The organism is Pontibacter sp. GD13, from assembly GCF_058216355.1.
Map to the genome: position 1 here is coordinate 90,320 of NZ_JBYZMQ010000009.1, position 25,089 is coordinate 115,408.

The following is a 25,089-nucleotide window of genomic DNA, read 5'->3' on the forward strand; positions in this document are numbered from 1 at the left end:
AGGGTAAATTCCGGATCTATTCAGCACGAAAGCTTCTTAAAGTATAAGTAAATGATTACTTTTGCATAGTAAATAAAGACGACAAGTGGCTTTAATAAAATCGATTTCTGGAATACGTGGTACGATAGGCGGACAGGCTGGTGAGGGACTCACGCCTGTTGATGTGGTGAAGTTTGCCGCTGCTTACGGAACATGGGTATTAAAAACGACCGGCAACAACACCATCATTGTGGGCCGCGATGCGCGCATCTCGGGAGAGATGGTGAATAAGCTGGTTTGTGCCACGCTGCAGGGCCTGGGCATAAACGTGATAGACCTGGGCTTGTCTACCACGCCCACCGTGGAGATGGTGGTGCCGGCTAAAAAAGCGGGCGGCGGCATTATTCTTACGGCCAGCCACAACCCCAAGCAATGGAACGCCCTGAAGCTCCTGAACCAGAAAGGCGAATTCATTTCGGATGAGGAGGGCAAGCTGGTGTTGGAGATCGCGGAGAAGGAGGCCTTTGAGTTTGCCGAGGTAACAGCCCTGGGCAAGTATAAAACATCAGACACTTCGATTAAAAAGCACATTAAGGCGATACTGGAACTGCCGTTGGTGGACGTTAAAGCCATTAAAGCCAAGCACTTTGCCATCGCGATAGACTGTGTGAACTCGAGCGGCGGCATAGCCGTGCCAATGCTGCTGGAGGCGCTGGGGGTAAAGCAGGTGGAGAAACTTTTCTGTGAGCCAGACGGCCATTTTCCGCACAACCCCGAGCCGCTTCCTGAAAACCTGCGCGAGATAGCAAAGGTGATCGAGAAAGGGAAGTTTGACCTGGGTATTGTGGTGGATCCGGATGTGGATCGGCTGGCCCTGGTGAACGAGGATGGCAGCATGTTCGGGGAGGAGTATACCCTGGTAGCTGTGGCCGATTACGTACTCAAAAACCAGAAAGGCAACACCGTGTCAAACCTTTCCTCCACAAGGGCACTGCGCGACGTAACCGAGAAAGCTGGTGGCGAGTATTTTGCTGCCGCTGTGGGTGAGGTGAACGTGGTGAACATGATGAAGGCACAGCAGGCTGTGATTGGCGGCGAGGGCAACGGGGGAATCATTTACCCGGAGCTGCATTATGGCCGCGACGCGCTGGTGGGCATCGCCCTTTTCCTGACGCACCTGGCGAAGTCCGGCATGAGCATGACGCGCCTGCGGGCATCTTACCCGAACTACCATATTTCCAAAAATAAGATCGAGCTCACCCCGGAGGTGAACGTGGACGAGGTGCTGCGGCAAATGCAGGCGCGCTACGCAAAGCAGCCGATCAACACTATAGACGGCGTAAAAATAGAGTTCGATAAAGAGTGGGTGCATCTGCGCAAGTCCAACACAGAGCCCATTATTCGTATTTACGCCGAGTCAGACAGCAATGCCACAGCGGAGCACCTGGCCAACAAGATAATTGCCGATATCAAGGAGATCATCTCGGTAAAAGCCTGATGTGTTGTAATTTTTATACTTTGTAACAGGCTCTTGACAGTTGCGCCAGAAGAGAAAGGAGGGTTTCCCTGTCTCCTGGCGCAATTTTTTATACTTTAGTAGTACTTTTAAGTGAAAACAGATGCTATGCGTGTTTATTTAGATAATGCTGCCACTACGCCTTTAGATAAGGAGGTTTTCGATACCATGGCCCCTTTTATGCTGGAGCACTTTGGGAATCCGTCATCCATCCATTCCCATGGCCGTGAGGTGAGGTCGGCTATCGAGAAAGCGCGCAGAACAGTAGCCGGCTTGCTGAACACCTCCCCGGCTGAGATATTTTTCACGTCAGGCGGTACCGAGGCAGACAATGCGGCACTGCGCTGTACCTGCCGCACACTCGGGATCACGCACGCCATTTCCTCGAAGCTGGAGCACCATGCGGTGCTGCACACCATGGAGCTGCTGGAGAAAGAAGAAGGTGTGCAGGTATCGTACCTGCGGCACGATGAGAGGGGCAACCTGGATCTGGCGCACCTGGAGGAACTGCTGGCCAGCCAACCAAAAACTCTGGTGTCCCTGATGCATGCCAACAACGAGTTGGGCAATATAAACGACATAGCGGCCATTGGGGAGATATGCAAAGCCCATGACGCCATTTTTCATTCGGACACGGTGCAGACCATGGGGCACTACAAACACGATCTGCAGCAATTAAACACCAGTTTTATCGTAGGCTCAGCCCACAAGTTCCATGGCCCAAAAGGGGTTGGCTTTTTATACTGCGATGCGAACGTCAAAATAAAACCCTTGATCCAGGGTGGCGCGCAGGAGCGGAACATGCGCGGCGGCACCGAAAACGTGTATGGCATTATCGGCCTGGCAAAGGCGCTTGAAATAGCGTATCAGCACATGTCAGAGCACCACACGCATATTCAGGGCCTCAAGGACCGGATGATCCACAAATTATCCGAACTAATGCCCGAGGTTGGGTTCAATGGCATGTCTGCGGAGGCGGACAAGAGCCTGTACACGGTGCTGAATGTAAACCTGCCTGCCTCCGATATAAACGAGATGCTGCTGTTTAGCCTCGACATCAATAAAATTTCGGCTTCCGGGGGAAGTGCCTGCAGCAGTGGTGCTAACGCGGGTTCGCACGTGTTGCGCGCCCTTAACATCGACCCTACCCGGGGATCGGTGCGCTTCTCTTTTAGTAAGTATAACACCCCGGACGAGGTTGACTACGTTGCTGACACGCTGGCAAAATTATATAAGAAAGAACCGGTATAGCACATAAGTATAGATCGATAATTACCGAAGGCCCCGGCAATATGCCGGGGCCTTTCTTACACAGGCAGGGTTAAGGCATAATAAAGTATAACATGAGAAGCATAGGCGTTTTCTGCGGAGCCAACTCCGGCACGAATGAAGTATACCGCAACGCGGCCGAAAAACTGGGCCACCTGATGGCAAAGCAAGGCATCAGCCTGGTTTACGGGGGCGGAAATGTGGGCCTGATGGGCATTATCGCGGATGCGGTTTTGCAAAACGGAGGCAGGGCGATAGGGGTGATCCCGCAGAGTCTGGTGGCTAAAGAGGTGGCGCACAACGGCCTGACCGAGCTGCATGTGGTGGAGACGATGCATGCGCGTAAAGCCATGATGGCCGCCCGGTCCGATGCTTTTGTGGCCATGCCCGGCGGCTTCGGCACCTTCGATGAGATCTGTGAGATCATTACCTGGAACCAGTTGGGGATCATCCACAAGCCGGTTGCCTTCTACAACGTAAACGGGTTCTACGATAGGTTGTTGGATATGGTGGATCATTGCGTGGCAGAGGGCTTTATCAAAGCGGATCAACGCGAAAAACTGATCGTGGAGGACGACGCCGAGCTGTTGCTGCAAAAAGTGCGAAACTTCTCTGACGAGTCCTCGGACTACTGGGTGGACTTTAAAAGGATATAATTGGAGCAGGATTCCTGTTGGGGCAACGCAGGCAAACAGGTATCATGGAGCAACATGACCCTAGTTGGTGGAGACAGCCCTAAAAGAACAAGCCACCGGAAACTGAATTCCGGTGGCTTGTTCTTTTAGGGGTCTGGGTAGCACCTCCATAAGGATGGCAAATTTTGCTTTAATTAGTGTTTCAGAATCATGTCCTTCACTGCCTCTACCCACTGGGGGTTGGAGTTAAGGCTTTCTACCAGTTGCCATTTCTCTCCGCCGGCCTCTAAGAAAAGCTCTTTAAACTCGGTGCCCACCTCAATGGTGGTTTCCAGGCAGTCGGCCACAAAGGCGGGGCTGTAGGCCAGCACTTTCCGTACGCCCTTTGCCGGGAGATCTTTCAGCACAAAATCTGTGTAAGGCTGCAACCAGGGGTCTTTGCCCAACCTGGACTGGAAAGAGACCGTGTACTGGTCTTCGCGCAGGCCTAGTTCGGCGGCCAGCAACCTGGAGGTTTCGAAGCAGGCGGCGCGGTAGCAGTATTTATTGCGCTTGTTGTAGGTGTTGCAGCAGGCGCCCAGTTTGCAGTAGCCGTGGTCGCTACCCTTCAGGATGTGGCGCTCCGGCAGGCCATGGTAGCTAAACACCACATGGTCGTAATCATCCTGGGCCATGTGTTGCTTGCCTAAAGCCGCAAATGCCTGTATAAAGCCCGGATCGTCACAGAACGAGGAGATGAAGTTTATGTTCGGGATCACCCACCAGTCTTTCACGATCTCCATCACCTTGTCCTGCACCGAGCCCGTAGAGGCGGAGGCATACTGCGGGAAAAGCGGCAGCACGATGATCCGCTCCACGCTTTGCTCGCGCAGCTCTTCCAGGGCGCTTTTTATGGTTGGGCTCTGGTAGCGCATGCCAAAAGCCACATGGTAGCCCTTGCCCAGCGCGGCCTGAAGCTTCAGCTGCAGGTCGTGCCCGTGGTACAGCAGCGGGGAGCCGCGCTCCGTCCAGAGCTCTTTGTATATCTTCGCCGATTTTGGGGCCCGGAAAGGGGCAATGACGCCATTGATCAGCGCATAGCGGGCAATGGCCGGGATGTCGATCACGCGTTTATCCAGCAGGAACTCGCGCAGGTACTTTCTTACATCAGGCGTATTCGGAGTATCAGGTGTGCCGAGGTTTACCAGCAGCACGCCAATTTTACCAGAGGCTTTTTTGCTCATCTAAAGTATAAAGGCTTATCAGGTTGCAAAGATACGAACTATAAACTTTCTCGCTGAGGAGAAATGTGCACATTCTGCGCAAACGCGCCTGCTAGTAAAGAGGGAAATGGGGCAAAATGTTCAGCCTATTTTAATGGCCCGGGGGCGCCGGCCCAATTTATTCTATCAATCTGTGAATCAATTATTCAGCTAGTGGGGTGGGGTCTCGTAAAAAAGAAGTAATTTTGCAACCTTAAATTTTAGTGTATGGCCGAATCAACGCATAAAGCCGGTTTTGTAAGTATAGTAGGTAAGCCAAACGTGGGGAAGTCCACGCTGATGAATGCTTTGGTGGGAGAGAAGCTGTCTATTATCACATCAAAGGCGCAAACCACCCGGCACCGCATCATGGGTATTCTGAACGGAGATGACTTTCAGATTGTCTATTCAGATACGCCCGGCATCATCAAGCCGCAGTACGCGCTGCACGAGTCCATGATGGGCTTTGTGCGCACTTCCCTCGAAGACGCCGATGTGATCCTGTTTGTGACGGATATTTACGAGAAGCACGACGAGGACGATGTGATCAAGCGCCTGCAGCACGCCGACGTGCCGATCCTGCTCCTGGTGAACAAAATTGACCAGGCGACAGAGGAAGAGCTGCACGAGAAGGTGGCGTATTGGGAAGAGAAAATGCACCCAACCGAGATTCTGCCTATCTCGGCCCTGCACAACTTTGGGCTGGAGCACCTGTTCTCGCGGCTGTTGCATTACCTGCCGCAGCATCCGCCCTTTTACCCCAAAGATGAGCTGACGGATAAGCCGGAACGTTTTTTTGTGTCGGAGATTATCCGGGAGAAGATCCTGCTCAACTATAAAAAGGAGATCCCTTACAGCTGCGAAGTAGTGGTGGAGGAGTTTAAAGAGGAAGAGGCCATTATCCGCATCCGGGCCGAGATCAGTGTGGAGCGCAAAAGCCAGAAGGGCATTGTGATTGGCAACAAAGGCGAGGCCCTGAAAAAAGTGGGCACACAGGCGCGCCTGGATATGGAGAAGTTCTTCCAGAAAAAAGTATTTCTTGATTTATATGTGCGCGTGAACGAAAACTGGCGAACGGACCAGAAACTGCTTCGGCGGTTTGGTTACAGCGAGTAAGTAGGCGCACAGCATAAAGCTTCGGAACAAGGTGTTCCGGGGGCACTTTAACTATTTTATTTTAATACGATGTCATCAAACATCATTGCAATCGTAGGCCGCCCCAATGTGGGCAAGTCTACGTTATTTAACCGCCTCATAGGCCGCCGCATGGCCATCATGGACAATGAGAGCGGCGTAACCAGAGACAGGAGCTACGGCCACGGAGACTGGATCGGTAAATACTTTACCGTAATAGACACCGGTGGCTATGTACATGGCTCCGAAGATATTTTTGAAGAAGAGATTAACAAGCAGGTGCAGCTTGCCATGCAGGAAGCCGACGTAATCCTGTTCATGGTAGATGTGGATGCCGGCCTGACAGGCCTGGATGAGGAGTTTGCCAGTGTGCTCCGGCGCACCGACAAGCCGATTTACATTGTGGCTAACAAAGCCGACACGCATGCGCGGGCGCACCAGATGGGTGAATTTTACGCACTGGGCGTGGGCACGGAAATATTTCCGATCTCCTCGCAGAACGGGGCAGGGACCGGCGAGCTGCTGGATGCGGTAGTAAAGCATTTTAAAGAAGAGGGTATAGAGGATCCGGACGCCGGTATTCCGAGGCTGGCCGTGTTGGGCCGCCCGAACGTGGGCAAATCCTCGTTTGTAAACCTGCTGCTGGGTGAGGAGCGCAACATTGTAACCGATGTAGCCGGCACCACGCGTGATGCCATTCACTCGCACTACAATGCCTATGGCAAGGAGTTTATCCTGGTAGATACGGCGGGTTTGCGCCGTAAAAGCAAGGTTAGCGAAGACATTGAGTTTTACTCGGTAATGCGCTCTGTGCGTGCCCTGGAAGATGCTGATGTGTGTATCGTGATGCTGGATGCCACACGCGGCATAGAAGCCCAGGACGTGAACATTATAGCCCTGGCCGAGAAGAACCGCAAAGGCATTGTGATCCTGGTAAACAAATGGGATCTGGTAGAAAAGGAAACCAACACGACCAAGGAGTTTGAGGAGGAGATACGCAACCGTATTGCCCCGATCAAGTATGCACCCGTTATCTTTACCTCCGTGCTAACCAAACAGCGTATTCATAAAGCTGTTGAAAAGGCGATGGAGGTGTATGACAACAAAACACGCAAGATCCCGACCTCGAAGCTAAACGACCTGCTGCTGCCGGAGATAGACCGCTATCCACCACCAGCCATCAAGGGCAAGTTCGTGAAGATAAAGTACGTAACGCAGCTGCCGACGCACAACCCGACGTTTGCTTTCTTCTGTAACCTGCCGCAGTATATAAAGGAGCCGTATACCCGTTACCTGGAAAACCAGATCAGGAAACATTTCGGCTTTGAGGGCGTTCCGATTAAGGTGCTGTTTAAAAAGAAATAGTATTTAACGGGCAGGAAAAATGAAAAAGGCACTTGGTTTATTGCTCACAACGGGGCTGTTTGTGTGTGCAGCCTGTAACAACGCGCACGAGGCAGAAAACACAGAACACACTACCCAACAAGGCGGTGTGATAGAGGATACCACTGTGCTGGATGCCGATACAACCATTGCGCCCCTCGATACGGCTGCTGTTCTGTAGCATGTGATTTCAGGCAGTTAATGCCCTGATAGGATAAAGAAAAAGGCTACCAGATCTGGTAGCCTTTTTTGCTTTTAATATTTTTTTTGAACTATATTGTATTTGGCGCGTATTCGTTCTCATGCTCACCAGTTCACGATGGTGAGGGTGGATGCTATACAGGCAGCCGATAAATGTGTAATGTTAACCATCACCTAAATAAATAGAATCATGAAAAAATTAATGTACGCTTTCGCTATTACTAGCCTAATGGGCTTCTCTTCTTGTGATTCCCCGGCTGAGGAAAGAGCCGAGGACAGAGAAGAAGCTATTGAAGAAATGGAAGACGAGGCGGAAGACAGAGCCGACGAGATGGAGGATATGGATGTTGACATGGACACCACTGCTGTAATTGAATAAGCAGTTTGAAGGAAGCGAAACGATAATGGCCGGACCGAATTCCGGCCATTATCGTTTAAAAATAAATTGGGTCGATACAATTCATCTTGTAAAACATTTTACCTGGACTCGGGTGTTTACTCAAAAGTTAAATTGTTGTTAAACTTTATATAGTAATTATGAAGAAAGTATTATTTATGATGTTCGCCGCCAGTATCTTCACACTGGGCTCATGTAACTCTCCCTCTGACGAGGCCGAAGATGTAGGCGAGGAAGTAGAGGATGTAGCCGAAAAAAGAGAAGAACTCAACGAGGAGATCGAAGAGTATAACGAGGAAACGCAGGAGTATAAAGAGGCTGTAGCTGACGAGATGGATACTACGGTGGTAAATTAATAAACCATGTAAAGGCCCTCGCACCGGAAGGTATAGCGGGTCTTCAAAAGTATAAAAGCCCCGCTTCGGCGGGGCTTTTATACTTTTGCCTAAGTGCCCAGGCGCTTCTGGATCATGCTGTTCACTAAAGCGAAAAGATGCTTGGGCGTGTACGTGCGCCAGTGAATGTCATCCAGGGTTCCGCCGTAGTTGATGTAAGAGTCCAAATTGTAGTTTCTCATTTCGCTCAGCACGAACTCCTGAAACCCAAGCGCAACGATCCAGCCCTCTTCAATATCCTCGAACCATTCCTCGTAATAAGAGTCATCGGAGCCATGAAAGTTGAAGACGTTCTCGCCTATCAGAACAAAATACTTGATGCCCTCCTGTACAAGCGGGTCCACAATGTTCCGTTTCAGGCTCATGATATCGTTGTGCAGCGCGTCGTTCCATTCCCCGATCAGCTCGATCACGGCGAAACCAACCTCGTAGTTGGCGTATAAAATCTTAATAAAGAGTGTCTCAGAGTCTATCGCATCCCATTGTGGATGGATATAATACCCGTAAATTGTGTTGGTGTATTCGGTCAGGCTGTTTTCCGCTCCGTATAGGGGAGAACGCGGGTCCTCGTTCGCAGAATATGTTTCAAGCCAGTTATAAAACGGTTCTATACTGTGCATAACTCATCATAAATAGGCGCTTACACGGCGCTGCAATGCTTTAAATACTTAAAAAAATAGGCTGGGTTGGTTCTTTTTTCAAGCATTTCTGAAGTTTTAAAGCTAAATTAAGGAAACTGTCTGTAATAAGTAAGCGATATGAAGGGGTTCTGGCGTTCATTGTAAAACACTTGCCACTCATACTTAACAATTGGTGCCATATGAAATTAATGCGTTTCAAACCTGTTTTGCTAACAGGGATATTTATAAGCTTTTTGCTGCTGATGAGTACGGCTGCCCATGCAGACGGCCCGGATTATACCAAAGTATACCACCCCGTGATCAACGAGGCCGAAGCCAACATTCTGCAACAAAACTATACTGCGGCGCTGGCGGCATATGAGCTGGCGTTTTCAGAAGTACCTGATCCCTTTGCCCGTGATTATTACAATGCCGCGGTTTGCGCGCTGTTGGCTGGCAATGAAAAGCAAATGTATGGCTACCTCGAGAAGTTGGTTTTAAAAGGAGTGAGCCTTCCTTACCTGGAGAAGCAGGAGGTATTCTTACCGCTGCAGGGTACACGAAAATGGCGCAAGTTCAAAAGGAAGTATCCAAAATACCGGCGCGCATACAAAGCGCGCGTGAATGAAGACCTGCGTGCCGACCTGGACGAGTTGTATGCCCGCGATCAGTATTTCCGGCAGGCCAAGGGAGGGTACAGGGTTTACGGGGATACCCTCCGGAAAATTGAGGCCGCCAACACAGCTAAGTTTCTTGACTGGGTTACACAATACGGCTACCCCGGCGAGTCGCTGATTGGGGTGGCGGATACGTTGGAGCAGCTGCCCCGCTTTTATATTGTGGTGCAGCGCCAGACAAAGGCGCGAAAAGGGCACGACTTTACTAAGATGCTGACAGAAGCCGTGGAGCAGGGGAAGATGATGCCGCAGGCGGCGGCGTTTCTGCTGGACGAGCAGGCCGGCGAAAGTAAATACAGTTCGAAGGCTTTGGTGAAAGTGATCTGTAGCAAGTGCAAAGACGACAAAGATTTCGACGGCATTGATCAATACTTTGAAGTTGCGCGCACCGAAAAGGAACAGCAGGCCATCGACTCCCGCCGCCAACAACTAGGCCTGGACTCGCTGGAGGATTACCGAAAGAAAATACTCTTCAGTAAAACAGATAGCAGGTTTAAGCTCGGCAACGATTGGGCGGTATCTAATTATTATGTGCCCAGCAAAGAAGCCGCCAAAATAATAATGGAGAAACTGGTTGCCGCTGAATAATAAAGCTGGGTTGTTTAGGTATAAATGGGCGGTAGGCACCACGGTCTGGCCGTGCTTTTAATCAGGTGTTGCTAAATCTGTTCCTTTCCATTTCTGTAAGCCTCAATGGCTGCACGCACGTTACCATACTTACTAAGCAGGGCAGCAGCCCCCGGTTTTCCGATGTTCAGTTCGTCCATTAACATGCGGATGCCCCGCTCAACAAGCTTATCGTTGGAGAGCTGCATGTCCACCATCTTATTGCCTTTTACCTTTCCGAGCTTGATCATGGTGGAGGTGGTGAGCATGTTAAGGGCGAGCTTTTGGGCTGTGCCGGCTTTCATGCGGGTGCTGCCGGTAACAAACTCGGGGCCCGTAACAATCTCAACCGGGAAAGCGGCCGCTGCGGCGACGGCACTGCCTTCGTTGCAAACGATACAGCCGGTAACAATGCCCCTTGCGCGGCAAGCCTCTAAGCCGCCAATTACATAGGGCGTGCTTCCGGAAGCCGCAATGCCCACCACCACATCCTGCTCATTTACTGCATGCTCCTGCAAATCCAGCCAGGCCTGCTCCCGGTTATCCTCGGCAAACTCTACTGCCTTCCGTATAGCTGTGTCGCCTCCGGCGATAAGCCCTACTACCATGCCATGGGGCACCCCGAAAGTTGGGGGGCACTCAGAAGCATCCACAATACCCAGCCGGCCGCTGGTACCGGCGCCAATATAAAAAAGCCGCCCGCCCTGTTGCAGTTTCCCGACAGTGGCCTCTACCAGCCGCTCTATTTGTGGAATGGCTTTTTCTACTGCCAGTGGAACGGTTTTATCCTCCTGGTTTATACTTACAAGCAGCTGCTGGATGCTCATTTGCTCCAGGTTGTCGTAATGGGAGGCCGATTCGGTGCTAGACATAAGTCGTGTAGATGGAGGATTTTAAATAAGATCAGTGTCTTCAGCCAGCGCTATGCTGTTTCGCCGGGCGTTCCAAAAGTATGGATCAGCTCCTGGTGATACTTAATAAGGCCTTCGCTTGGGCTTTTAATAATGGTTTCAATGTGTAGCCCATACTTTAAGGCAGCTTGTTTGAGGATGTCGCTGAAATAATACGCAATAGACCCTACAAAATTCACCGGTAGCTGCTCATGGCCTTCATACTTTAGCACGTGCCGCTCGAAAAACTCGGAGAAGTTTTCGTAGATCATGGCGCGGATAACGGGGTTTTTCTGCTTGTCGTACATGAACTTTGCAAACGTAGCCATGTAGCGGCTCGGGATGGAAGAACCATAGAGCGTGTCCAGGATGCCGTCTTTTGTCAGGTTGTAGGTGTTCTTCAGCGACTGGGCCAGCTCATCGGGCAGCTCGCGGTACAGGTAAGCCTTGATCAGGAGCTTGCCCATGTACGCCCCGCTTCCCTCGTCGCCGAGCAGAAACCCCAACGACGGTACATTGTCCGTGATCTTTACCCCGTCGTACAGGCAGGTGTTAGAGCCTGTGCCCAGTATGCAGGCAATGCCGGGCTTGCGTCCGCACAGGGCGCGCGCTGCGCCCAGCAGATCATGGTCAACATAAGCCAGGCTGGCCGGGAAGGCGTGGCGGAGGGCGTCTTCCACGCGTTTGTTGCGTTCCGGTGAGCTGCAGCCCGCCCCGTAATAGTAGATTGCAGTGGGTGTCTGGCCCTTCAGTTGCGGAAGCAGTACCTCGTGCAATTCCTTGTAAATCTCGTCCGCTTCCTGGTACATCGGGTTAAAGCCAGCCGTCTGTACCTGAGCCAGCTCACTGTCTGCAGTTATAAGGCGCCAGTCTGTTTTTGTTGAGCCACTATCCGCTATAAATATCATCTGTAAAATTTTATCGTTCAAACCTAAAATACGGGCAGCACCAATATACGATTTTATTATAAAGTACGCTTAAATCTGTGCGGGTAGGTAGGCCGAGTTCTTTACAAGCCCGATGGCGTCGAATTTATCAAACACATACGCGGTGTGAGGGGCATCCTTCAGTTCCTCTGTCAGGTCTTGCCCTGCCCAGTGCTCATAGTGGTTGCCATCGCGCCAAAGCCTGGACTTTTTCACATCGTAGATAATGCCTTTGTAGGCCACCCAGATCTCGTCACGGTCCTGCCCGTTTCGGGATGCCAGTTGTTGTAAGGTATATTCAGGTAATGCCATGTAAATTAGTTAAGTTGAACTGCTAACTTTTCGCCCTGCTACAGTGCATTTTTATACAGTATTTTAAGTGTGTTAAAGGCAGGCAAGAAACAGGGCTGTACTTTTGTTGTTTAGCCGATTCGGGCCTGCGTCAGGATCCAGCGGTTGGGCACTTCCCCTTTTATAGCCTGCAGGTAATCCTCGTAGCTGCACGGTACGATGCGGCTGCCTTTCTCGGTGCTGAGGGGCTCTACCTCCAGCCACCACTTTTCGCTGTTCTTACTTTTATAAAACATCATCCGGTCCGGGTTGTCGTTGTTAAAGGCCACGGCATACTTGGTGAATTGCTTGCCATTGAAATCGATTTCGTTCTTGCGGTGATAAAAGCCCTCTATAAAATACCAGATCATGGTGGCAATGGTCATGGCCGTGATTCGGCGTTTGTCCAGCTCCGTATCATATTCGTAAATCCCCAGAGAGGTCAGGTTGTCGCTCATGCCGGCGTACCAGCAGATCTGGCAAGCCTCCTCGCCGGTCAGGCCAAACGGGTTGGCGGGCTCATAGCCTGGCGCGTCCTGGTGGCGAATGGCGGCTATATCGAATGTAAGCAGATCGGCAACGCGCACAACGGGCTCCATTTCCTGCACATTTGTGTGTACTTGCCCTACCCTATAAGCCTCAAAGTGGAGCTTTTCCAGCGTGGCCATCACCTCCGGCTCCACCAGGTACGACTGGTAACCGATCTGCCCCAGGCTGAAGAGGTAATTCGGGTCGTGCATTAGTATCTGCCGCAAATGCTTTTTGTTGGGAGCGGCTGTCGCGTCTTCGGTCATGTCCACGCTGCTGTCTACGGTTACCATGTTCACCACCCGATCCAGGTGCTCATACCCCAGGTACTGCCCAAGCTCCAGGTCATGCGACCCGCCGATGATGATGGGAATAGTGTTGTGAGAGATGAGCACCTCCACAATCTCCTTTAAACGCAGGTACGTGTCATCGAGGGTAATACCAGGGCGCAGGTTTCCCAGGTCAACAATCTGGCAGCGTCCGCTTCCCTTGTGCAGGGTGTACAGCTTTTTACGGACGATGCGGGCAGGCGCGGCGGCGGGCTCAGGCCCTTCCTCTGGCCAGCGCCCCCGGGTTTCGTTTACGCCAATTATCGCCATGTCAGCGGCCCGCCAGTCGGGGAACTTGCTCACAAAACGGTTGATGTAGGCCCCCAGGGTTCGGGGCTTGTTTAGTTTAACGAAAACATCCTCATTCAGGGGTTCAAAGAATATCGAAAGGTTCATGCCGTATTATGTGCAGAAGTCAAATATAAGAAAAAAGCCCTGTGTATATGGCTTGTGCCGGCAGGGCGTAAAACAATCTATAAATATAAGTCATGTTAAATATTTATGAAGCCCTTTGCGGAAGTTTTAAAAAAAATACCTAAAATGCAGTAAGTAAGGGGATGTTGACTGGCTCTATGCCCGTGATCGCCTGTAGACTGAAAAAGATACTCTAACCAATATACCATGGAAATTACCCGTACACTTGATCTCCTGTCCTATCAGTTGGAGAACTTCCCGCAACCAGACTGCCTTGCTGCCAAAGTAAACGGAACTTGGGAGAAGTATAGCACGCAGCAGGTGCAGGAGTATGCAAACAATGTGAGCCTGGGCCTATTAAAACTAGGGATTAACACAAATGACAAAGTGGCCATCATTTCCTTCAACCGGCCAGAGTGGGTACTGGCAGACTTTGGTATACAGCAGATTGGGGCCATTAGCGTGCCCATGTACCCTACGATTACGGTAGAGGATTACCGCTATATTTTTAACGATGCCGAGGTAAAAGCAATATTTGTGGCTGATGCCTCTCTGTATAGCAAGGTGGTTGCCGCTACCGCCGGCATGGACAACATCAAGGCTATTTACACCTTTGATAAAGTGGAAGGGGCAAAGCAATGGACGGAGGTGCTGGAGCTAGGCAAGGGAGAGGATGTGCAGCAGTTGGAGCCCTTGAAGGCGGCAGTGCAGCCAGACGATATCTTAACGATCATTTACACCTCAGGCACCACAGGTAACCCCAAAGGGGTGATGCTTACGCACAGAAACCTGGTGAGCAATGTATTGGGCACCGTGCCCTACGTGCCAGTTCATAAGGAGCACCGCGCCCTGAGCTTTTTGCCTTTGTGCCATATATTCGAGCGCATGCTCCTGTACCTTTATATGCGGGTTGGTGTTTCGATCTATTATGCCGAAAGTATAGAAATGGTGGCAGAGAACCTGAAAGAGGTAAAACCGCATGTGTTCACCACGGTGCCGCGCCTGCTGGAAAAAGTATACGACAAGATTATTGCCAAAGGGATGGAGCTAACCGGCGCAAAGCGCAAGCTGTTCTTCTGGGCGCTGGAGTTAGGTTTAAAGTATGACACCCGCACAGACCAGGGCTGGTGGTATAACCAGCAGCTGGCCCTGGCAAACAAGCTCATCTTTAGCAAATGGCGCGAGGCCTTGGGCGGGAACGTGATCGCGATCGTGTCGGGAGGCGCTGCGCTGCAGCCGCGCCTGGCACGTGTTTTCTGGGCGGCCAACATCCGGATAATGGAAGGGTATGGCTTAACGGAGACCTCGCCGGTGATAACTGTAAACCGCTTTGAGAAAGAGAACAACGTGATCGGTACCGTAGGGATGCCCATTGATGGGGTGGAAGTGAAAATTTCCGAGACAGACGGTGAAATACTTACCCGCGGCCCGCATGTGATGAAGGGCTACTACAACAAGCCCGAGCTGACCGACGAGGTAATTGACAAGGACGGGTGGTTCCATACCGGCGATATCGGGCAGATGATTGACGGAAAGTACCTGAAGATCACAGACCGAAAAAAGGAGATGTTTAAAACTTCGGGTGGTAAATACGTGGCGCCACAGCCCATTGAGAATAAGTTAAAAGAATCGGTCGTGATCGAGCAGGCCATGGTAGTGGGTGAAGGGCAGAAATACGCCGCCGCCCTGATTGTGCCATCCTTTATGGGTCTTCGGGATTGGTGCCTACACAAGGGCATCGCCTATACCACAGATGCAGACATGATTACTAAACCGGAGGTGCTGGAGAAGTATCAGCGAGAAGTACTGAAGGCAAACGAAGGCATGGCGCAGTACGAAACGGTTAAAAAATTCAGGCTGGTACCGAATATGTGGACAGTGGAAAGCGGTGAACTGACACCCACCTTAAAGGTAAAGCGGAAGAATATCGTCGCAAACTACAAAGGAGTGATTGATAGTATGTTCTAGAAGCCCTTGCTTCAGAAAAAGAAAAAGCCCCCTGTTACTTCAAACAGGGGGCTTTTTCTTTTTCTGAAGCAAGGAAGTATACTTTTTAGCCTTGTTGAAGTATAAGAATTGCTGTGGTTACTATAAGGATAACCAGAGGATGGGTAAGAGAGGCATGATAAAAAAATTTCATAAATAGTATGCAAGCATAACATTTTTTTCTATATTTGGTATATACCATTGTCGCCACATGAAGCCAGAAGAAACAGTAGACTATAATTTTAAAGTATGTTGGCATGCCATTTCGCGCATGTACAATGCCGAGGCGGTGCAAAACGACATTACAACATCCATCGGGTTTGTGCTGTTAAATATAGACCAGCAGGTTGGTACCCCGGCCACCAAAATCGCCCCTTTGTTGGGGCTGGAGGCGCGTAGCCTGACACGTATCCTGAAAAGCATGGAGGAACGAGACCTGATATATAAGGTGTCTGATGCATATGATAAACGGCTGGTGCGCATATTCCTGACAGAAAAAGGGCTGGAGAAAAAAGAGGTGTCACGGTTGACGGTGAAGCATTTCAACACGAAGGTGCGAGAGGAGATACCGCAGCAGGAACTGGATGTTTTCTTTAAGGTGTGCGGCCGTATCATGGGCTTAATCGAAAATAAAGAGGTTTTTTAATCCATAGACAACGATAGCTATTCTATGAAAAGAATAATTAAGAAAGTAGCGGTGCTGGGCTCAGGTGTGATGGGCTCACGCATTGCCTGCCATTTCGCCAACATCGGGGTGCAGGTGCTGCTGCTCGATATTGTGCCAAAGGAGCTTACGCCGGACGAGGAAAAGAAAGGCCTGACACTGGAGAGCAAAGCAGTGCGTAACCGCAATGTAAACAGCCATTTGCAGGCCGCAATCAATGCCAACCCGTCGCCGCTGTACCGGAAGTCCGATGCCAGCCTGATTAAAACGGGCAACTTTGATGACGACATGAAGGACATCGCCACCGCCGACTGGACCATTGAAGTAGTGGTGGAGAATCTGAAGATAAAGAAACTGGTGTACGACCAGGTGGAGCAGTACCGCAAGAAGGGCACGCTCATCACCTCCAATACATCGGGCATTCCCATCCACATGATGCTGGAGGGCCGCTCCGAAGATTTTAAGAAGCATTTCTGCGGCACTCACTTCTTTAACCCGCCGCGCTACCTGAAGCTGCTGGAGATTATCCCGACCCCGGAAACGGATAAAGCCGTGGTGGATTTCCTGCTGCACTACGGCGACCTGTACCTGGGTAAAACCACGGTGCTGGCCAAAGACACACCGGCCTTTATAGCAAACCGGGTGGGCATCTACGCCATTATGCAGGGCCTGCAGGTGATGAACAAACTTGACCTGACGGTGGATGAGGTGGATAAGATCACGGGTCCGATCATTGGGCGCCCGAAATCTGCCACCTTCCGCACCCTGGATGTGGTGGGGCTGGACACGCTGGCAAACGTGGCCAACGGCCTGTACCAGACCGGTGAGCAAGATGAGTCGCGGGAGTTGTTTAAACTACCCGACTACCTGCAGCAGATGCTCGAAAACAAGTGGCTGGGCGATAAAACCGGCCAGGGCTTTTACAAGAAAACGAAAGATGCCAAAGGCAAGACCGAGATCCTGACCCTGAACCTGAATACCATGGACTATGGGCCAAAGCAGCGCGTGAAATTTCAGAGCCTGGAGGCACTTAAGCCGATAGACGACCTGAAGAAACGCCTCAAAGCGCTCTCGAAGCAGGAAGACAAAGCCGCCAGGTTCTTCAACGAGTCCCTTTTCGGCCTGTTCCAATACGTATCGAACCGGATTCCGGAAATATCGGATGAGCTTTACCGGATAGACGATGCCATGCGTGCCGGGTTTGGCTGGGAACTGGGTCCTTTTGAGTACTGGGATGCCATTGGCGCCCGCGAGGGCGTGCAGCGCATGCTGGAGAACGGGTATACACCGGCCCCGTGGGTAGAGCAGATGCTGGAGAGTGGCAAAGAAGCTTTCTACATAGTGGAGAACGGCACACGCCGCTACTACGACATCCAGACCAAAGCCTACAAAGCCATACCGGGTGCCGAAAACTTCATCATACTGGATAACCTGCGCAGCAGCAGCGTAGTCTGGAAGAACAGCGGCGCCACCCTGACCGACCTGGGCGACGGCATCCTGAACGTGGAATTCCACAGCAAGATGAACACCATCGGGGGCGATATTATCCAGGGGCTGAACAAAGGCATCGAGCTGGCTGAAAAAGATTTCAGGGGCATGGTAGTCGGCAACGACGGCGCTAACTTCTCGGCGGGAGCCAACATTGGCCTGGTGTACATGTACGCTCTGGAGCAGGAGTATGACGAGATCAACTTTATGATCAAGCAGTTTCAGGACACCATGATGCGCATGCGCTATTCTGCCATTCCGGTAGTGGGCGCACCGCACGGCATGACACTGGGTGGCGGCTGCGAGCTGAACCTGCATTGCGACCATGTGCAGGCCGCTGCCGAGACTTACATGGGTTTGGTGGAGTTCGGTGTCGGGTTAATACCCGGTGGCGGTGGCACCAAGGAGATGACCCTGCGGGCAGCCGACATGTATGCCGAAGGCGATATCGAGTACAACGACCTGAAGAACGTGTTCCTTACCATTGGCATGGCCAAAGTATCCACGTCGGCGAAGGAGGCCATTGACCTGGGTTACATGCGCCAGAGTGATGGCATAAGCATCAACAGCAACCGCGTGATTGCCGATGCCAAGGCGCATGCTGTTATGCTGGCCGACGCCGGTTACACCCGGCCGGTGCAGCGCACAAACGTGAAAGTGCAGGGCAAGGGCGCTTTGGGCATGTTCCTGACAGGGGCCAACGCCATGTACACGGGCCGCTACATCTCAGAACATGATAAAAAGATATCAGAGAAGCTGGCCTACGTGATGTGCGGCGGAGACTTGTCGGCCCCTACCGAGGTAAGTGAGCAGTACCTGCTGGACCTGGAGCGGGAGGCATTCCTGTCGCTGACCGGCGAGCGCAAAACACTGGAGCGCATTCAGAGCATCCTGACAACGGGTAAGCCACTGCGGAATTAAAACTGTAGGGACCAGGTCGTGACCTGTACGCCTGTGCACCGGTGGTGGATGAACAGAATAGAAAGCATAGCTGCTATCATAAACAATAAAGTAATCGAACAATGAACAATGCATATATAGTAGCCGGATTCCGTAGCGCAGTGGGCAAAGCGCCCCGTGGTATTTTCCGGTTTACCCGGCCCGATGACCTGGCAGCCGATGTGATAAAGCAGGTAATGGAATCTGTGCCGGCCCTGGATCCTGAGCGGGTGGATGATCTGATCGTAGGGAACGCTGTGCCCGAGGCAGAGCAGGGCCTTCAGATCGGGCGTATGATCTCACTGCTGGCACTGCCCATGTCGGTAAGCGGCATGACGGTGAACCGCTACTGCGGTTCCGGCCTCGAAACCATTGCCATCGCGGCGAACCGTATTGCGGCGGGCATGGCCGACTGCATTGTGGCTGGGGGCACGGAATCTATGTCGATGGTGCCAACCGCCGGCTGGAAAACAGCGCCGAACTATAAAATAGCCAGCAAGCACCCCGATTGGTACCTGAGCATGGGCCTGACGGCGGAAGCTGTGGCGAACGATTACAATGTCTCGCGCGAGGATCAGGATGAGTTTGCTTTCAGGTCGCATCAGAAAGCCCTTAACGCGATAGAGAAAGGCTATTTCAAAGACCAGATCGTGCCGATCACGATTGAGGAAACCTATCTGGATGAGAACGGCAAGAAAAAAACCAGGAGCTATGTAGTGGACACTGACGAAGGTCCGCGTGCGGATACTTCATTGGAAAGGCTGGCAAAGTTAAAGCCTGTGTTTGCGGCTGGCGGCACGGTAACGGCCGGTAACTCTTCCCAGACTTCCGACGGCGCAGCCTTTGTGATTGTAATGAGCGAGCGCATGGTAAAAGAGCTGAACCTGGAGCCGATCGCGCGCCTGGTGAGCTATGGCACCGGGGGTGTGGACCCGCGCATTATGGGTATGGGGCCGATCGCTGCCGTGCCGAAGGCGCTGAAGCAGGCCGGCATGACCCTGAACGATATTGACCTGATTGAGATGAACGAGGCGTTTGCGGCCCAGTCCATCGCCGTGATGCGCCACCTGGGTTTCGACCCGGATAAACTGAACATAAACGGAGGCGCCATTGCGCTCGGGCATCCCCTGGGTTGCTCCGGTGCCAAGCTGTCGGTACAGCTGTTCAGCGACCTGCGCCGCACCGGTGGCAAGCATGGTATCGTAACAGCCTGCGTGGGCGGCGGACAAGGCGTGGCAGGTGTGTTTGAGCTTTTGAGATAACGTATTATGTATCACGACACACGAATCACGACTTGATAAATGCACAATTTTAAAGAGTTAAGAGTGTGGAAGGAGGCCATCGAACTGGCAAAGCTTGTATTTAAAACCTCCGCCCAGTTCCCGACAGAGGAAAAGTATGGTTTGAAGTCTCAGGTAAACCGTGCGGCCGTATCGGTTCCTTCTAACATCGCAGAAGGAGCTGGGCGAGGCTCTAATAAAGAATTTGCACAGTTCCTGAAGATAGCGTTAGGTTCAGCTTTTGAAGTTGAAACTCAGTTGATATTGGCAGAAGCCTTTGGATATGTTACTGCCTCGCAGCATCAGAAATTAGTACAGCAGGTTTCGGATGTGCAAAGAATGCTAAACGGATTGATAAATAAATTATAACAAGTCGTGATACCAGATACGTGTATCGTGATACGGAAAGACAAATAAGAAAGAAAATGGCAAATACTACAGAAAATAAAGCCGCATCCATCAATGGCGGCGAATTCCTGATCAAGGAAACAGATCCGCAGGATGTTTTTACGCCGGAAGAGTTCGGCGAGGAGCAACGCATGATGGCCCAGACCTGTCTGGACTTTGTGCGGGAGGAAGTAACCCCGTTACTGGACCGGCTGGATAACCACGAAGAGGGGCTGATGGAGAGCCTGATGAAAAAAGCAGGCGAACTGGGCTTGTTCGCTGTGTCTGTGCCCGAGCAGTACGGTGGCCTGAACATGGACTTTAACACCTCGCTGCTGGTAACTGAGTCAGTAGGGGGCGGGCACTCCTTCCCGGTAGCCTTCGCGGCGCACACTGGTATAGGTACCTTGCCCATTTTATACTTTGGTACCGAAGCGCAGAAGCAGAAATATGTGCCCAAGCTGGTAAGCGGCGAGTGGACATCGGCTTACTGCCTGACGGAACCCGGATCCGGTTCGGACGCCCTGGCGGCCAAAACCAAGGCAGTCCTGAATGAGGCGGGCACACACTACATCCTGAACGGTCAGAAGATGTGGATCACGAACGCGGGCTTTGCCGATGTGTTCATTGTGTTTGCACAGATAGATGGCGATAAGTTCACGGGTTTTATTGTGGAAAAAGACTATCCGGGTTTAAGCCTGGGCAACGAAGAGCATAAGATGGGCATCAAGGGCTCCTCTACTCGCCAGGTATTCTTCTCCGACTGCGAAGTGCCCAAAGAAAACCTGCTGGGTGAGATCGGAAAAGGCCATTTGATCGCCTTCAATATCCTGAACATTGGCCGGATAAAGCTGTGCGCGGCCACACTGGGCGCTGCCAAAAAAGTAGCGGACCAGTCGGTAAAGTATGCCAACGAGCGTCACCAGTTCAAGCTGCCGATAGCTAAGTTTGGTGCCATCAGGCACAAGCTGGCCGAGCAGGCTATTCGCATTTTCGCTGTAGAGTCTGCGCAATACCGCGCCGGCATGGATATTTACCGCAAAGAGCAGGAGTTAATGGCCGCCGGGAAAGACGAGAACGAAGCCCTGCTGGGTGCCGCCCGTGAGTTTGCCGTAGAGTGCGCCATGCTGAAGGTAGAGGGCTCTGAAGTGCTGGACTTTGTGGTTGACGAGGGGGTACAGATCTACGGGGGCTATGGTTTCTCCGCTGATTACCCCATGGACCGCGCCTACCGCGACTCCCGTATCAACCGCATTTTTGAGGGTACCAACGAGATCAACCGGATGCTGACGGTAGACATGATCCTGAAAAAAGCCATGAATGGCGAGCTTGATTTAATGGGACCGGCGCAGGCTGTGCAGCAGGAGCTGATGGCGATCCCGGATTTCGGAAGCGAGGAAGAGGGGTTGTTTGCCGCTGAGTACAAAGCGGTGCGCAACCTGAAGAAAGCCATACTCATGGTGGCTGGCACGGCCGTGCAGAAATACATGAACTCGCTTGCAAAGGAGCAGGAGATACTTATGAACATCGCTGACATGGCCATTAAAACCTACGTGGCGGAATCAACTTTGCTGCGTGTGGATAAGCTGGTGGGCATGAAAGGTGAGGAAGCGGTTGCGAACCAGATCGATATCGTGCGTGTGGTGGTGAATGACGCAGTGGATACTGCCTTGCTGGCCGGGAAAGACGCCATTGCTGCCATGACTGAAGGCGATGAGCAACGCCTGTTATACATGGGCCTGAAGCGCTTCACCAAAAAAGACCTTTACAACACCAAGGAAGCCCGTCGGCGCATTGCGGCTGCCCTGATAGAGGCCAATGAATATGTTTATTAATTTCTGACCATTTATAGTTTAAAAAGGCCTTCTCCTCTGGGGAAGGCCTTTTTTTCTGCCAGGGGCAGTAAAAAAATCCGGAATATAGCACGCAGAAGATTGTTTCGCGTGGAACTACGCGGCAGTGCCTAAACAGAAGAGTATACGATGCCAGGTTTTTTGCTAGCTGATCCGGCTCCAGTTCACGGCATTCGCGCTGAGCGACTGAATGTGCCGGCGCAGGTTGGTATTCTGCTGCTGTTCCAGGTGTGGGTCCGCTGTTAGAACGCGCTGTGCCGCCGCGCGAGCCTCCTGAAGAATGGGTGCGTCTTTGGCCAGGTCCGAGATAAGCAGGTCGAGCACACCGCTCTGTTGGGTGCCCATTAGGTCGCCGGGACCACGCAGCTTTAAGTCGATGTCGGCAATTTCGAACCCGTTGTTAGTGCGTACCATCGTTTCCAGGCGCGTTTTGCTATCCTTGCTCAGTTTATAGCCCGTCATCAGGATGCAGTAGCTTTGCTCGGCGCCGCGCCCCACCCGGCCCCGCAACTGGTGCAGCTGCGACAGCCCAAAACGCTCCGCACTCTCGATCACCATCACTGATGCGTTGGGTACGTTCACGCCGACTTCTATCACCGTGGTAGCCACCATAAGCTGCGTCTCGTGCTTCACGAACCGCTGCATCTCATAGTCCTTGTCCTGCGACTTCATCTTGCCGTGCACCATACTTACCTTGTATTCCGGAAAGGCGCGCTTCACACTCTCAAATCCATCCATCAGGTCTTTGTAATTCTCCATCTGCTCCGATTCTTCGATCAGTGGGTACACAATGTATACTTGCCGCCCAAGCTTTATCTCGTCCCGGATAAACTGGAACACCCGCAGGCGGTGCGAATCAAAGCGGTGCACGGTCACGATCTCTTTCCGGCCAGCCGGCATTTCGTCAATCACCGACACGTCCAGGTCGCCGTACAGCGTCATGGCCAGGGTGCGGGGGATGGGCGTGGCCGTCATCACGAGCACGTGCGGAATTACGCGCGGATTCTTGCGCCACAACTTAGAGCGCTGCTCCACCCCAAAGCGGTGCTGCTCATCCACAATGCACAGGCCTAGGTTCTGGAACTGCACCACATCCTCGAGCAGGGCATGGGTGCCCACGATCATCTTCATCTCCCCAGACCGCAGTTGCTCGTGCAGTAACCGGCGGTCTTTGGCTTTGGTTGAGCCCGTGAGCTTGCCCAGGTGAATACCCAGCCTATCGGCAAAAGCCTTCAGGCCAACGTAGTGCTGATCGGCCAGGATCTCGGTAGGCGCCATCAGCACCGACTGCGCCCCGTTATCTGCCGCTATGAGCATGGTGATAAAGGCCACGATGGTTTTGCCGGAGCCTACATCGCCTTGCAGCAGGCGGTTCATTTGCTTGCCAGCCGTCAAGTCGCCATAAATTTCCTTTACCACCCGCTTCTGTGCGTTGGTCAGGTCGAAGGTCATGTGGTTTTTATAGAACTCCGTGAGGGTGGGCACCTGGTTGAAAACCTGCCCTTTCAGGTCGGCTTTGCGCACCACCTTCTGGCGGAACAGGCGCAACTGTATGTAAAAGAGCTCCTCAAATTTTAACCGAAACTCAGCCGCTTTGTGTTTCTCCCCCGATTCCGGGAAATGAATGTTGAGCAAAGCGCTGCGTTTGTCCGTTAGCCGGTAATGGTCTATGAGCTCCGGCGAAAGGGTTTCCTGAATGTTGGGGGCGGCTACTTTGAGCAGGTGCTCCATCATCTTGCTAATCACCTTGCTGTCGATGCGGTGGGCTTTCAGTTTTTCGGTGGTGTTATAAACTGGCTGCAAAAAAGCATTGGTCTGCTTCTCCTCGCCCAGTTCCTCCAGCTCGGGGTGGGCCATGCTGAACCTGCCATTGAACTCAGTCGGCTTCCCGAACACAATGTAGTCGGTGTGGTTCTTTAGCGACTTCTGCATCCACTTCACACCTTTAAACCACACCAACTCCAGTTGGTCCCCGTTCTCGTCTACTAAAGTAGCTGCCAACCGCTGCTTCCGTCCTTCGCCAATCACTTCTTTGCCACGCACACGGCCGCGCACCTGCACATAGGGCATACTTTCGTCCAGCTCCGCCACCTTGTAAAACTGGGTGCGGTCCAAATAGCGGAAAGGGTAGTGCTGAATAAGGTCGCCGTAGGTGAAGATCTGCAGTTCTTTCTGCAGCAGCTCCGCCCGCATTGGCCCCACGCCTTTCAGGAACTCTATTTTGGTATGGAAGAAGTTACTCACGCTTGCTTAATATAATGGGTATGGCAAGTATAGGTGACAAAAATAAGCAAAAGCCCCGACAGGTGTAAATGCTGCCGGGGCTTTGTACCTGGTATCTTTTTTCTGAAGGTCCTGTGTCGTTACAAGGCTACCCTCAGGCCTGCATAGGCAGCAGGTAATTTCCCTTGAGTCTCAAAGCTTAGCTAAAAAGGGAAAGCTTAAAAGCTACCGTGGTTGCTTCTCTTTCCACTTCAGCGTGTTCAGCATGTGGATGATGTCCTTCTTAACAAAATCAATGACCGGTGCCAGGGAGTCGTTCTGCGTGGCGGTTCTGAAGTATAAAGCGCCCCGCAGGAAATGTTTAGTGGAATCGGTTACATAAAACTGAAACTGACTCGGCACCTCGCCTTCCAGTTCAAAGACAGAGGCAATGTCCCCGGTGGGGATCTTTACTTCCGTTTCCTCGATAGAGTAAGCCTTCACCTGGTGCTTGGAGGTCAGTCTGCGCGCATCCTCCGTCAGGTCGTTCAGCATTTGCTGGTTGTTGTTGATGTCTTTGTAGGTGAGCTGCACGTTTGCCCCGAGGCTTGGGTATAGGATGTTGATCCAGTGTGGCTGTGCAATCATAGAGGAATCGGGCCTGATTTTGGCGTGTTGGGAGTACTCAAACGTAAAGGGGTGGTCTGCCAGCAGCGGCTGGTAGGTTTGGGAGGGTAGGTCGATGCGGTTGTAACCTTTGGGTTTTGGGGTGTACTCGGCGCCGCAGGCTGCCAAGCCGGCTACCAGTCCCATCCACAGC

General features: G+C 52.0%; 23 protein-coding genes. 15 read left to right on the forward strand and 8 right to left on the reverse strand.

From position 1 onward, the window contains the following. The first annotated feature begins 85 nt into the window (after nt 1-85). The 3 genes from glmM (at nt 86) to AC4BAN_RS13150 (ending at nt 3,420) form a co-directional block, all read left to right on the forward strand. On the forward strand, nt 86-1,477 hold the full coding sequence (glmM, locus tag AC4BAN_RS13140; protein ID WP_490564868.1) for a phosphoglucosamine mutase: 1,392 nt from the start codon (nt 86-88) through the stop codon (nt 1,475-1,477). Between the two features lie 126 nt (nt 1,478-1,603). After that, nucleotides 1,604-2,746, forward strand: coding sequence for a cysteine desulfurase family protein (locus tag AC4BAN_RS13145; protein ID WP_490564869.1), 1,143 nt, complete (start codon nt 1,604-1,606; stop codon nt 2,744-2,746). 92 nt (nt 2,747-2,838) lie between these two features. Further along, on the forward strand, nt 2,839-3,420 hold the full coding sequence (locus AC4BAN_RS13150; RefSeq protein WP_490564870.1) for an LOG family protein: 582 nt from the start codon (nt 2,839-2,841) through the stop codon (nt 3,418-3,420). 173 nt (nt 3,421-3,593) lie between these two features. Here AC4BAN_RS13150 and hemH read toward each other — a convergent pair whose 3' ends face one another. After that, the gene (gene hemH, locus AC4BAN_RS13155) at nt 3,594-4,622 is read right to left on the reverse strand and encodes a ferrochelatase (RefSeq protein ID WP_490564871.1); all 1,029 of its coding nucleotides are present in this window, start codon (nt 4,620-4,622) and stop codon (nt 3,594-3,596) included. Nucleotides 4,623-4,868: 246 nt separating this feature from the next. On the opposite strand from hemH, the gene era reads away from it, so the two are divergent. The 5 genes from era to AC4BAN_RS13180 all read left to right on the forward strand — a co-directional run bounded on the left by era (nt 4,869) and on the right by AC4BAN_RS13180 (nt 8,111). After that, nucleotides 4,869-5,756 (forward strand): GTPase Era, encoded by an 888-nt coding sequence (era, locus tag AC4BAN_RS13160; RefSeq protein WP_490564872.1) that lies wholly within the window; start codon nt 4,869-4,871, stop codon nt 5,754-5,756. Between the two features lie 69 nt (nt 5,757-5,825). Beyond that, nucleotides 5,826-7,139 (forward strand): ribosome biogenesis GTPase Der, encoded by a 1,314-nt coding sequence (gene der / locus AC4BAN_RS13165; protein ID WP_490564873.1) that lies wholly within the window; start codon nt 5,826-5,828, stop codon nt 7,137-7,139. Nucleotides 7,140-7,158: 19 nt separating this feature from the next. Beyond that, nucleotides 7,159-7,338, forward strand: coding sequence for a hypothetical protein (locus tag AC4BAN_RS13170; protein ID WP_490564874.1), 180 nt, complete (start codon nt 7,159-7,161; stop codon nt 7,336-7,338). 210 nt (nt 7,339-7,548) lie between these two features. Further along, complete coding sequence (locus AC4BAN_RS13175) at nt 7,549-7,737, forward strand: hypothetical protein (RefSeq protein ID WP_490564875.1); 189 nt, start codon at nt 7,549-7,551, stop codon at nt 7,735-7,737. 158 nt (nt 7,738-7,895) lie between these two features. Continuing rightward, the gene (locus AC4BAN_RS13180; RefSeq protein WP_490564876.1) at nt 7,896-8,111 is read left to right on the forward strand and encodes a hypothetical protein; all 216 of its coding nucleotides are present in this window, start codon (nt 7,896-7,898) and stop codon (nt 8,109-8,111) included. 89 nt (nt 8,112-8,200) lie between these two features. Here the strand turns inward: AC4BAN_RS13180 and AC4BAN_RS13185 are convergent, their stop codons facing one another. Beyond that, complete coding sequence (locus tag AC4BAN_RS13185; RefSeq protein WP_490564877.1) at nt 8,201-8,770, reverse strand: hypothetical protein; 570 nt, start codon at nt 8,768-8,770, stop codon at nt 8,201-8,203. A gap of 200 nt (nt 8,771-8,970) precedes the next feature. On the opposite strand from AC4BAN_RS13185, the gene AC4BAN_RS13190 reads away from it, so the two are divergent. Beyond that, on the forward strand, nt 8,971-10,035 hold the full coding sequence (locus tag AC4BAN_RS13190) for a hypothetical protein (RefSeq protein WP_490564878.1): 1,065 nt from the start codon (nt 8,971-8,973) through the stop codon (nt 10,033-10,035). A 71-nt stretch (nt 10,036-10,106) separates the two neighbouring features. On the opposite strand, the gene murQ is transcribed toward AC4BAN_RS13190, so the two are convergent. The 4 genes from murQ to AC4BAN_RS13210 form a co-directional block, all read right to left on the reverse strand. Continuing rightward, on the reverse strand, nt 10,107-10,925 hold the full coding sequence (gene murQ / locus AC4BAN_RS13195) for an N-acetylmuramic acid 6-phosphate etherase (protein WP_490564879.1): 819 nt from the start codon (nt 10,923-10,925) through the stop codon (nt 10,107-10,109). Between the two features lie 50 nt (nt 10,926-10,975). Beyond that, nucleotides 10,976-11,851, reverse strand: coding sequence for a hypothetical protein (locus tag AC4BAN_RS13200; RefSeq protein ID WP_490564880.1), 876 nt, complete (start codon nt 11,849-11,851; stop codon nt 10,976-10,978). 69 nt (nt 11,852-11,920) lie between these two features. Then, nucleotides 11,921-12,181 (reverse strand): cytochrome b5 domain-containing protein, encoded by a 261-nt coding sequence (locus AC4BAN_RS13205; protein ID WP_490564881.1) that lies wholly within the window; start codon nt 12,179-12,181, stop codon nt 11,921-11,923. Between the two features lie 110 nt (nt 12,182-12,291). Further along, nucleotides 12,292-13,452, reverse strand: a complete 1,161-nt coding sequence (locus tag AC4BAN_RS13210) for a formimidoylglutamase (protein ID WP_490564882.1) — start codon at nt 13,450-13,452, stop codon at nt 12,292-12,294. Between the two features lie 225 nt (nt 13,453-13,677). Between AC4BAN_RS13210 and AC4BAN_RS13215 the strand changes: the two genes are divergently transcribed. The 6 genes from AC4BAN_RS13215 (at nt 13,678) to AC4BAN_RS13240 (ending at nt 22,049) form a co-directional block, all read left to right on the forward strand. Continuing rightward, nucleotides 13,678-15,438, forward strand: a complete 1,761-nt coding sequence (locus AC4BAN_RS13215) for an AMP-dependent synthetase/ligase (RefSeq protein ID WP_490564883.1) — start codon at nt 13,678-13,680, stop codon at nt 15,436-15,438. Nucleotides 15,439-15,667: 229 nt separating this feature from the next. Then, nucleotides 15,668-16,102, forward strand: a complete 435-nt coding sequence (locus AC4BAN_RS13220) for a MarR family winged helix-turn-helix transcriptional regulator (protein ID WP_490564884.1) — start codon at nt 15,668-15,670, stop codon at nt 16,100-16,102. A gap of 24 nt (nt 16,103-16,126) precedes the next feature. Then, nucleotides 16,127-18,529 (forward strand): 3-hydroxyacyl-CoA dehydrogenase/enoyl-CoA hydratase family protein, encoded by a 2,403-nt coding sequence (locus tag AC4BAN_RS13225; RefSeq protein ID WP_490564885.1) that lies wholly within the window; start codon nt 16,127-16,129, stop codon nt 18,527-18,529. A 101-nt stretch (nt 18,530-18,630) separates the two neighbouring features. Next, entirely contained in the window at nt 18,631-19,809 is a 1,179-nt protein-coding gene (locus tag AC4BAN_RS13230; RefSeq protein ID WP_490564886.1) for a thiolase family protein, read from the forward strand. A 39-nt stretch (nt 19,810-19,848) separates the two neighbouring features. Then, nucleotides 19,849-20,196, forward strand: a complete 348-nt coding sequence (locus AC4BAN_RS13235) for a four helix bundle protein (protein WP_490564887.1) — start codon at nt 19,849-19,851, stop codon at nt 20,194-20,196. Between the two features lie 56 nt (nt 20,197-20,252). Next, nucleotides 20,253-22,049, forward strand: a complete 1,797-nt coding sequence (locus AC4BAN_RS13240) for an acyl-CoA dehydrogenase FadE (protein WP_490564888.1) — start codon at nt 20,253-20,255, stop codon at nt 22,047-22,049. 162 nt (nt 22,050-22,211) lie between these two features. Here AC4BAN_RS13240 and recG read toward each other — a convergent pair whose 3' ends face one another. Further along, complete coding sequence (recG, locus tag AC4BAN_RS13245) at nt 22,212-24,311, reverse strand: ATP-dependent DNA helicase RecG (protein WP_490564889.1); 2,100 nt, start codon at nt 24,309-24,311, stop codon at nt 22,212-22,214. A gap of 204 nt (nt 24,312-24,515) precedes the next feature. Further along, nucleotides 24,516-25,082, reverse strand: coding sequence for a gliding motility lipoprotein GldD (gene gldD / locus AC4BAN_RS13250; RefSeq protein ID WP_490564935.1), 567 nt, complete (start codon nt 25,080-25,082; stop codon nt 24,516-24,518). Between the last annotated feature and the right edge of the window lie 7 nt (nt 25,083-25,089).

Bases quoted from the DNA above. Each gene is read 5' to 3' on its own strand.
- AC4BAN_RS13145 (WP_490564869.1), top strand. From the start codon at position 1,604: ATGCGTGTTTATTTAGATAATGCTGCCACTACGCCTTTAGATAAGGAG.
- AC4BAN_RS13150 (WP_490564870.1), top strand. From the start codon at position 2,839: ATGAGAAGCATAGGCGTTTTCTGCGGAGCCAACTCCGGCACGAATGAA.
- hemH (WP_490564871.1), bottom strand. From the start codon at position 4,622: ATGAGCAAAAAAGCCTCTGGTAAAATTGGCGTGCTGCTGGTAAACCTC.
- era (WP_490564872.1), top strand. From the start codon at position 4,869: ATGGCCGAATCAACGCATAAAGCCGGTTTTGTAAGTATAGTAGGTAAG.
- der (WP_490564873.1), top strand. From the start codon at position 5,826: ATGTCATCAAACATCATTGCAATCGTAGGCCGCCCCAATGTGGGCAAG.
- AC4BAN_RS13170 (WP_490564874.1), top strand. From the start codon at position 7,159: ATGAAAAAGGCACTTGGTTTATTGCTCACAACGGGGCTGTTTGTGTGT.
- AC4BAN_RS13175 (WP_490564875.1), top strand. From the start codon at position 7,549: ATGAAAAAATTAATGTACGCTTTCGCTATTACTAGCCTAATGGGCTTC.
- AC4BAN_RS13180 (WP_490564876.1), top strand. From the start codon at position 7,896: ATGAAGAAAGTATTATTTATGATGTTCGCCGCCAGTATCTTCACACTG.
- AC4BAN_RS13185 (WP_490564877.1), bottom strand. From the start codon at position 8,770: ATGCACAGTATAGAACCGTTTTATAACTGGCTTGAAACATATTCTGCG.
- AC4BAN_RS13190 (WP_490564878.1), top strand. From the start codon at position 8,971: ATGAAATTAATGCGTTTCAAACCTGTTTTGCTAACAGGGATATTTATA.
- murQ (WP_490564879.1), bottom strand. From the start codon at position 10,925: ATGTCTAGCACCGAATCGGCCTCCCATTACGACAACCTGGAGCAAATG.
- AC4BAN_RS13200 (WP_490564880.1), bottom strand. From the start codon at position 11,851: ATGATATTTATAGCGGATAGTGGCTCAACAAAAACAGACTGGCGCCTT.
- AC4BAN_RS13205 (WP_490564881.1), bottom strand. From the start codon at position 12,181: ATGGCATTACCTGAATATACCTTACAACAACTGGCATCCCGAAACGGG.
- AC4BAN_RS13210 (WP_490564882.1), bottom strand. From the start codon at position 13,452: ATGAACCTTTCGATATTCTTTGAACCCCTGAATGAGGATGTTTTCGTT.
- AC4BAN_RS13215 (WP_490564883.1), top strand. From the start codon at position 13,678: ATGGAAATTACCCGTACACTTGATCTCCTGTCCTATCAGTTGGAGAAC.
- AC4BAN_RS13220 (WP_490564884.1), top strand. From the start codon at position 15,668: ATGAAGCCAGAAGAAACAGTAGACTATAATTTTAAAGTATGTTGGCAT.
- AC4BAN_RS13225 (WP_490564885.1), top strand. From the start codon at position 16,127: ATGAAAAGAATAATTAAGAAAGTAGCGGTGCTGGGCTCAGGTGTGATG.
- AC4BAN_RS13230 (WP_490564886.1), top strand. From the start codon at position 18,631: ATGAACAATGCATATATAGTAGCCGGATTCCGTAGCGCAGTGGGCAAA.
- AC4BAN_RS13235 (WP_490564887.1), top strand. From the start codon at position 19,849: ATGCACAATTTTAAAGAGTTAAGAGTGTGGAAGGAGGCCATCGAACTG.
- AC4BAN_RS13240 (WP_490564888.1), top strand. From the start codon at position 20,253: ATGGCAAATACTACAGAAAATAAAGCCGCATCCATCAATGGCGGCGAA.
- gldD (WP_490564935.1), bottom strand. From the start codon at position 25,082: ATGGGACTGGTAGCCGGCTTGGCAGCCTGCGGCGCCGAGTACACCCCA.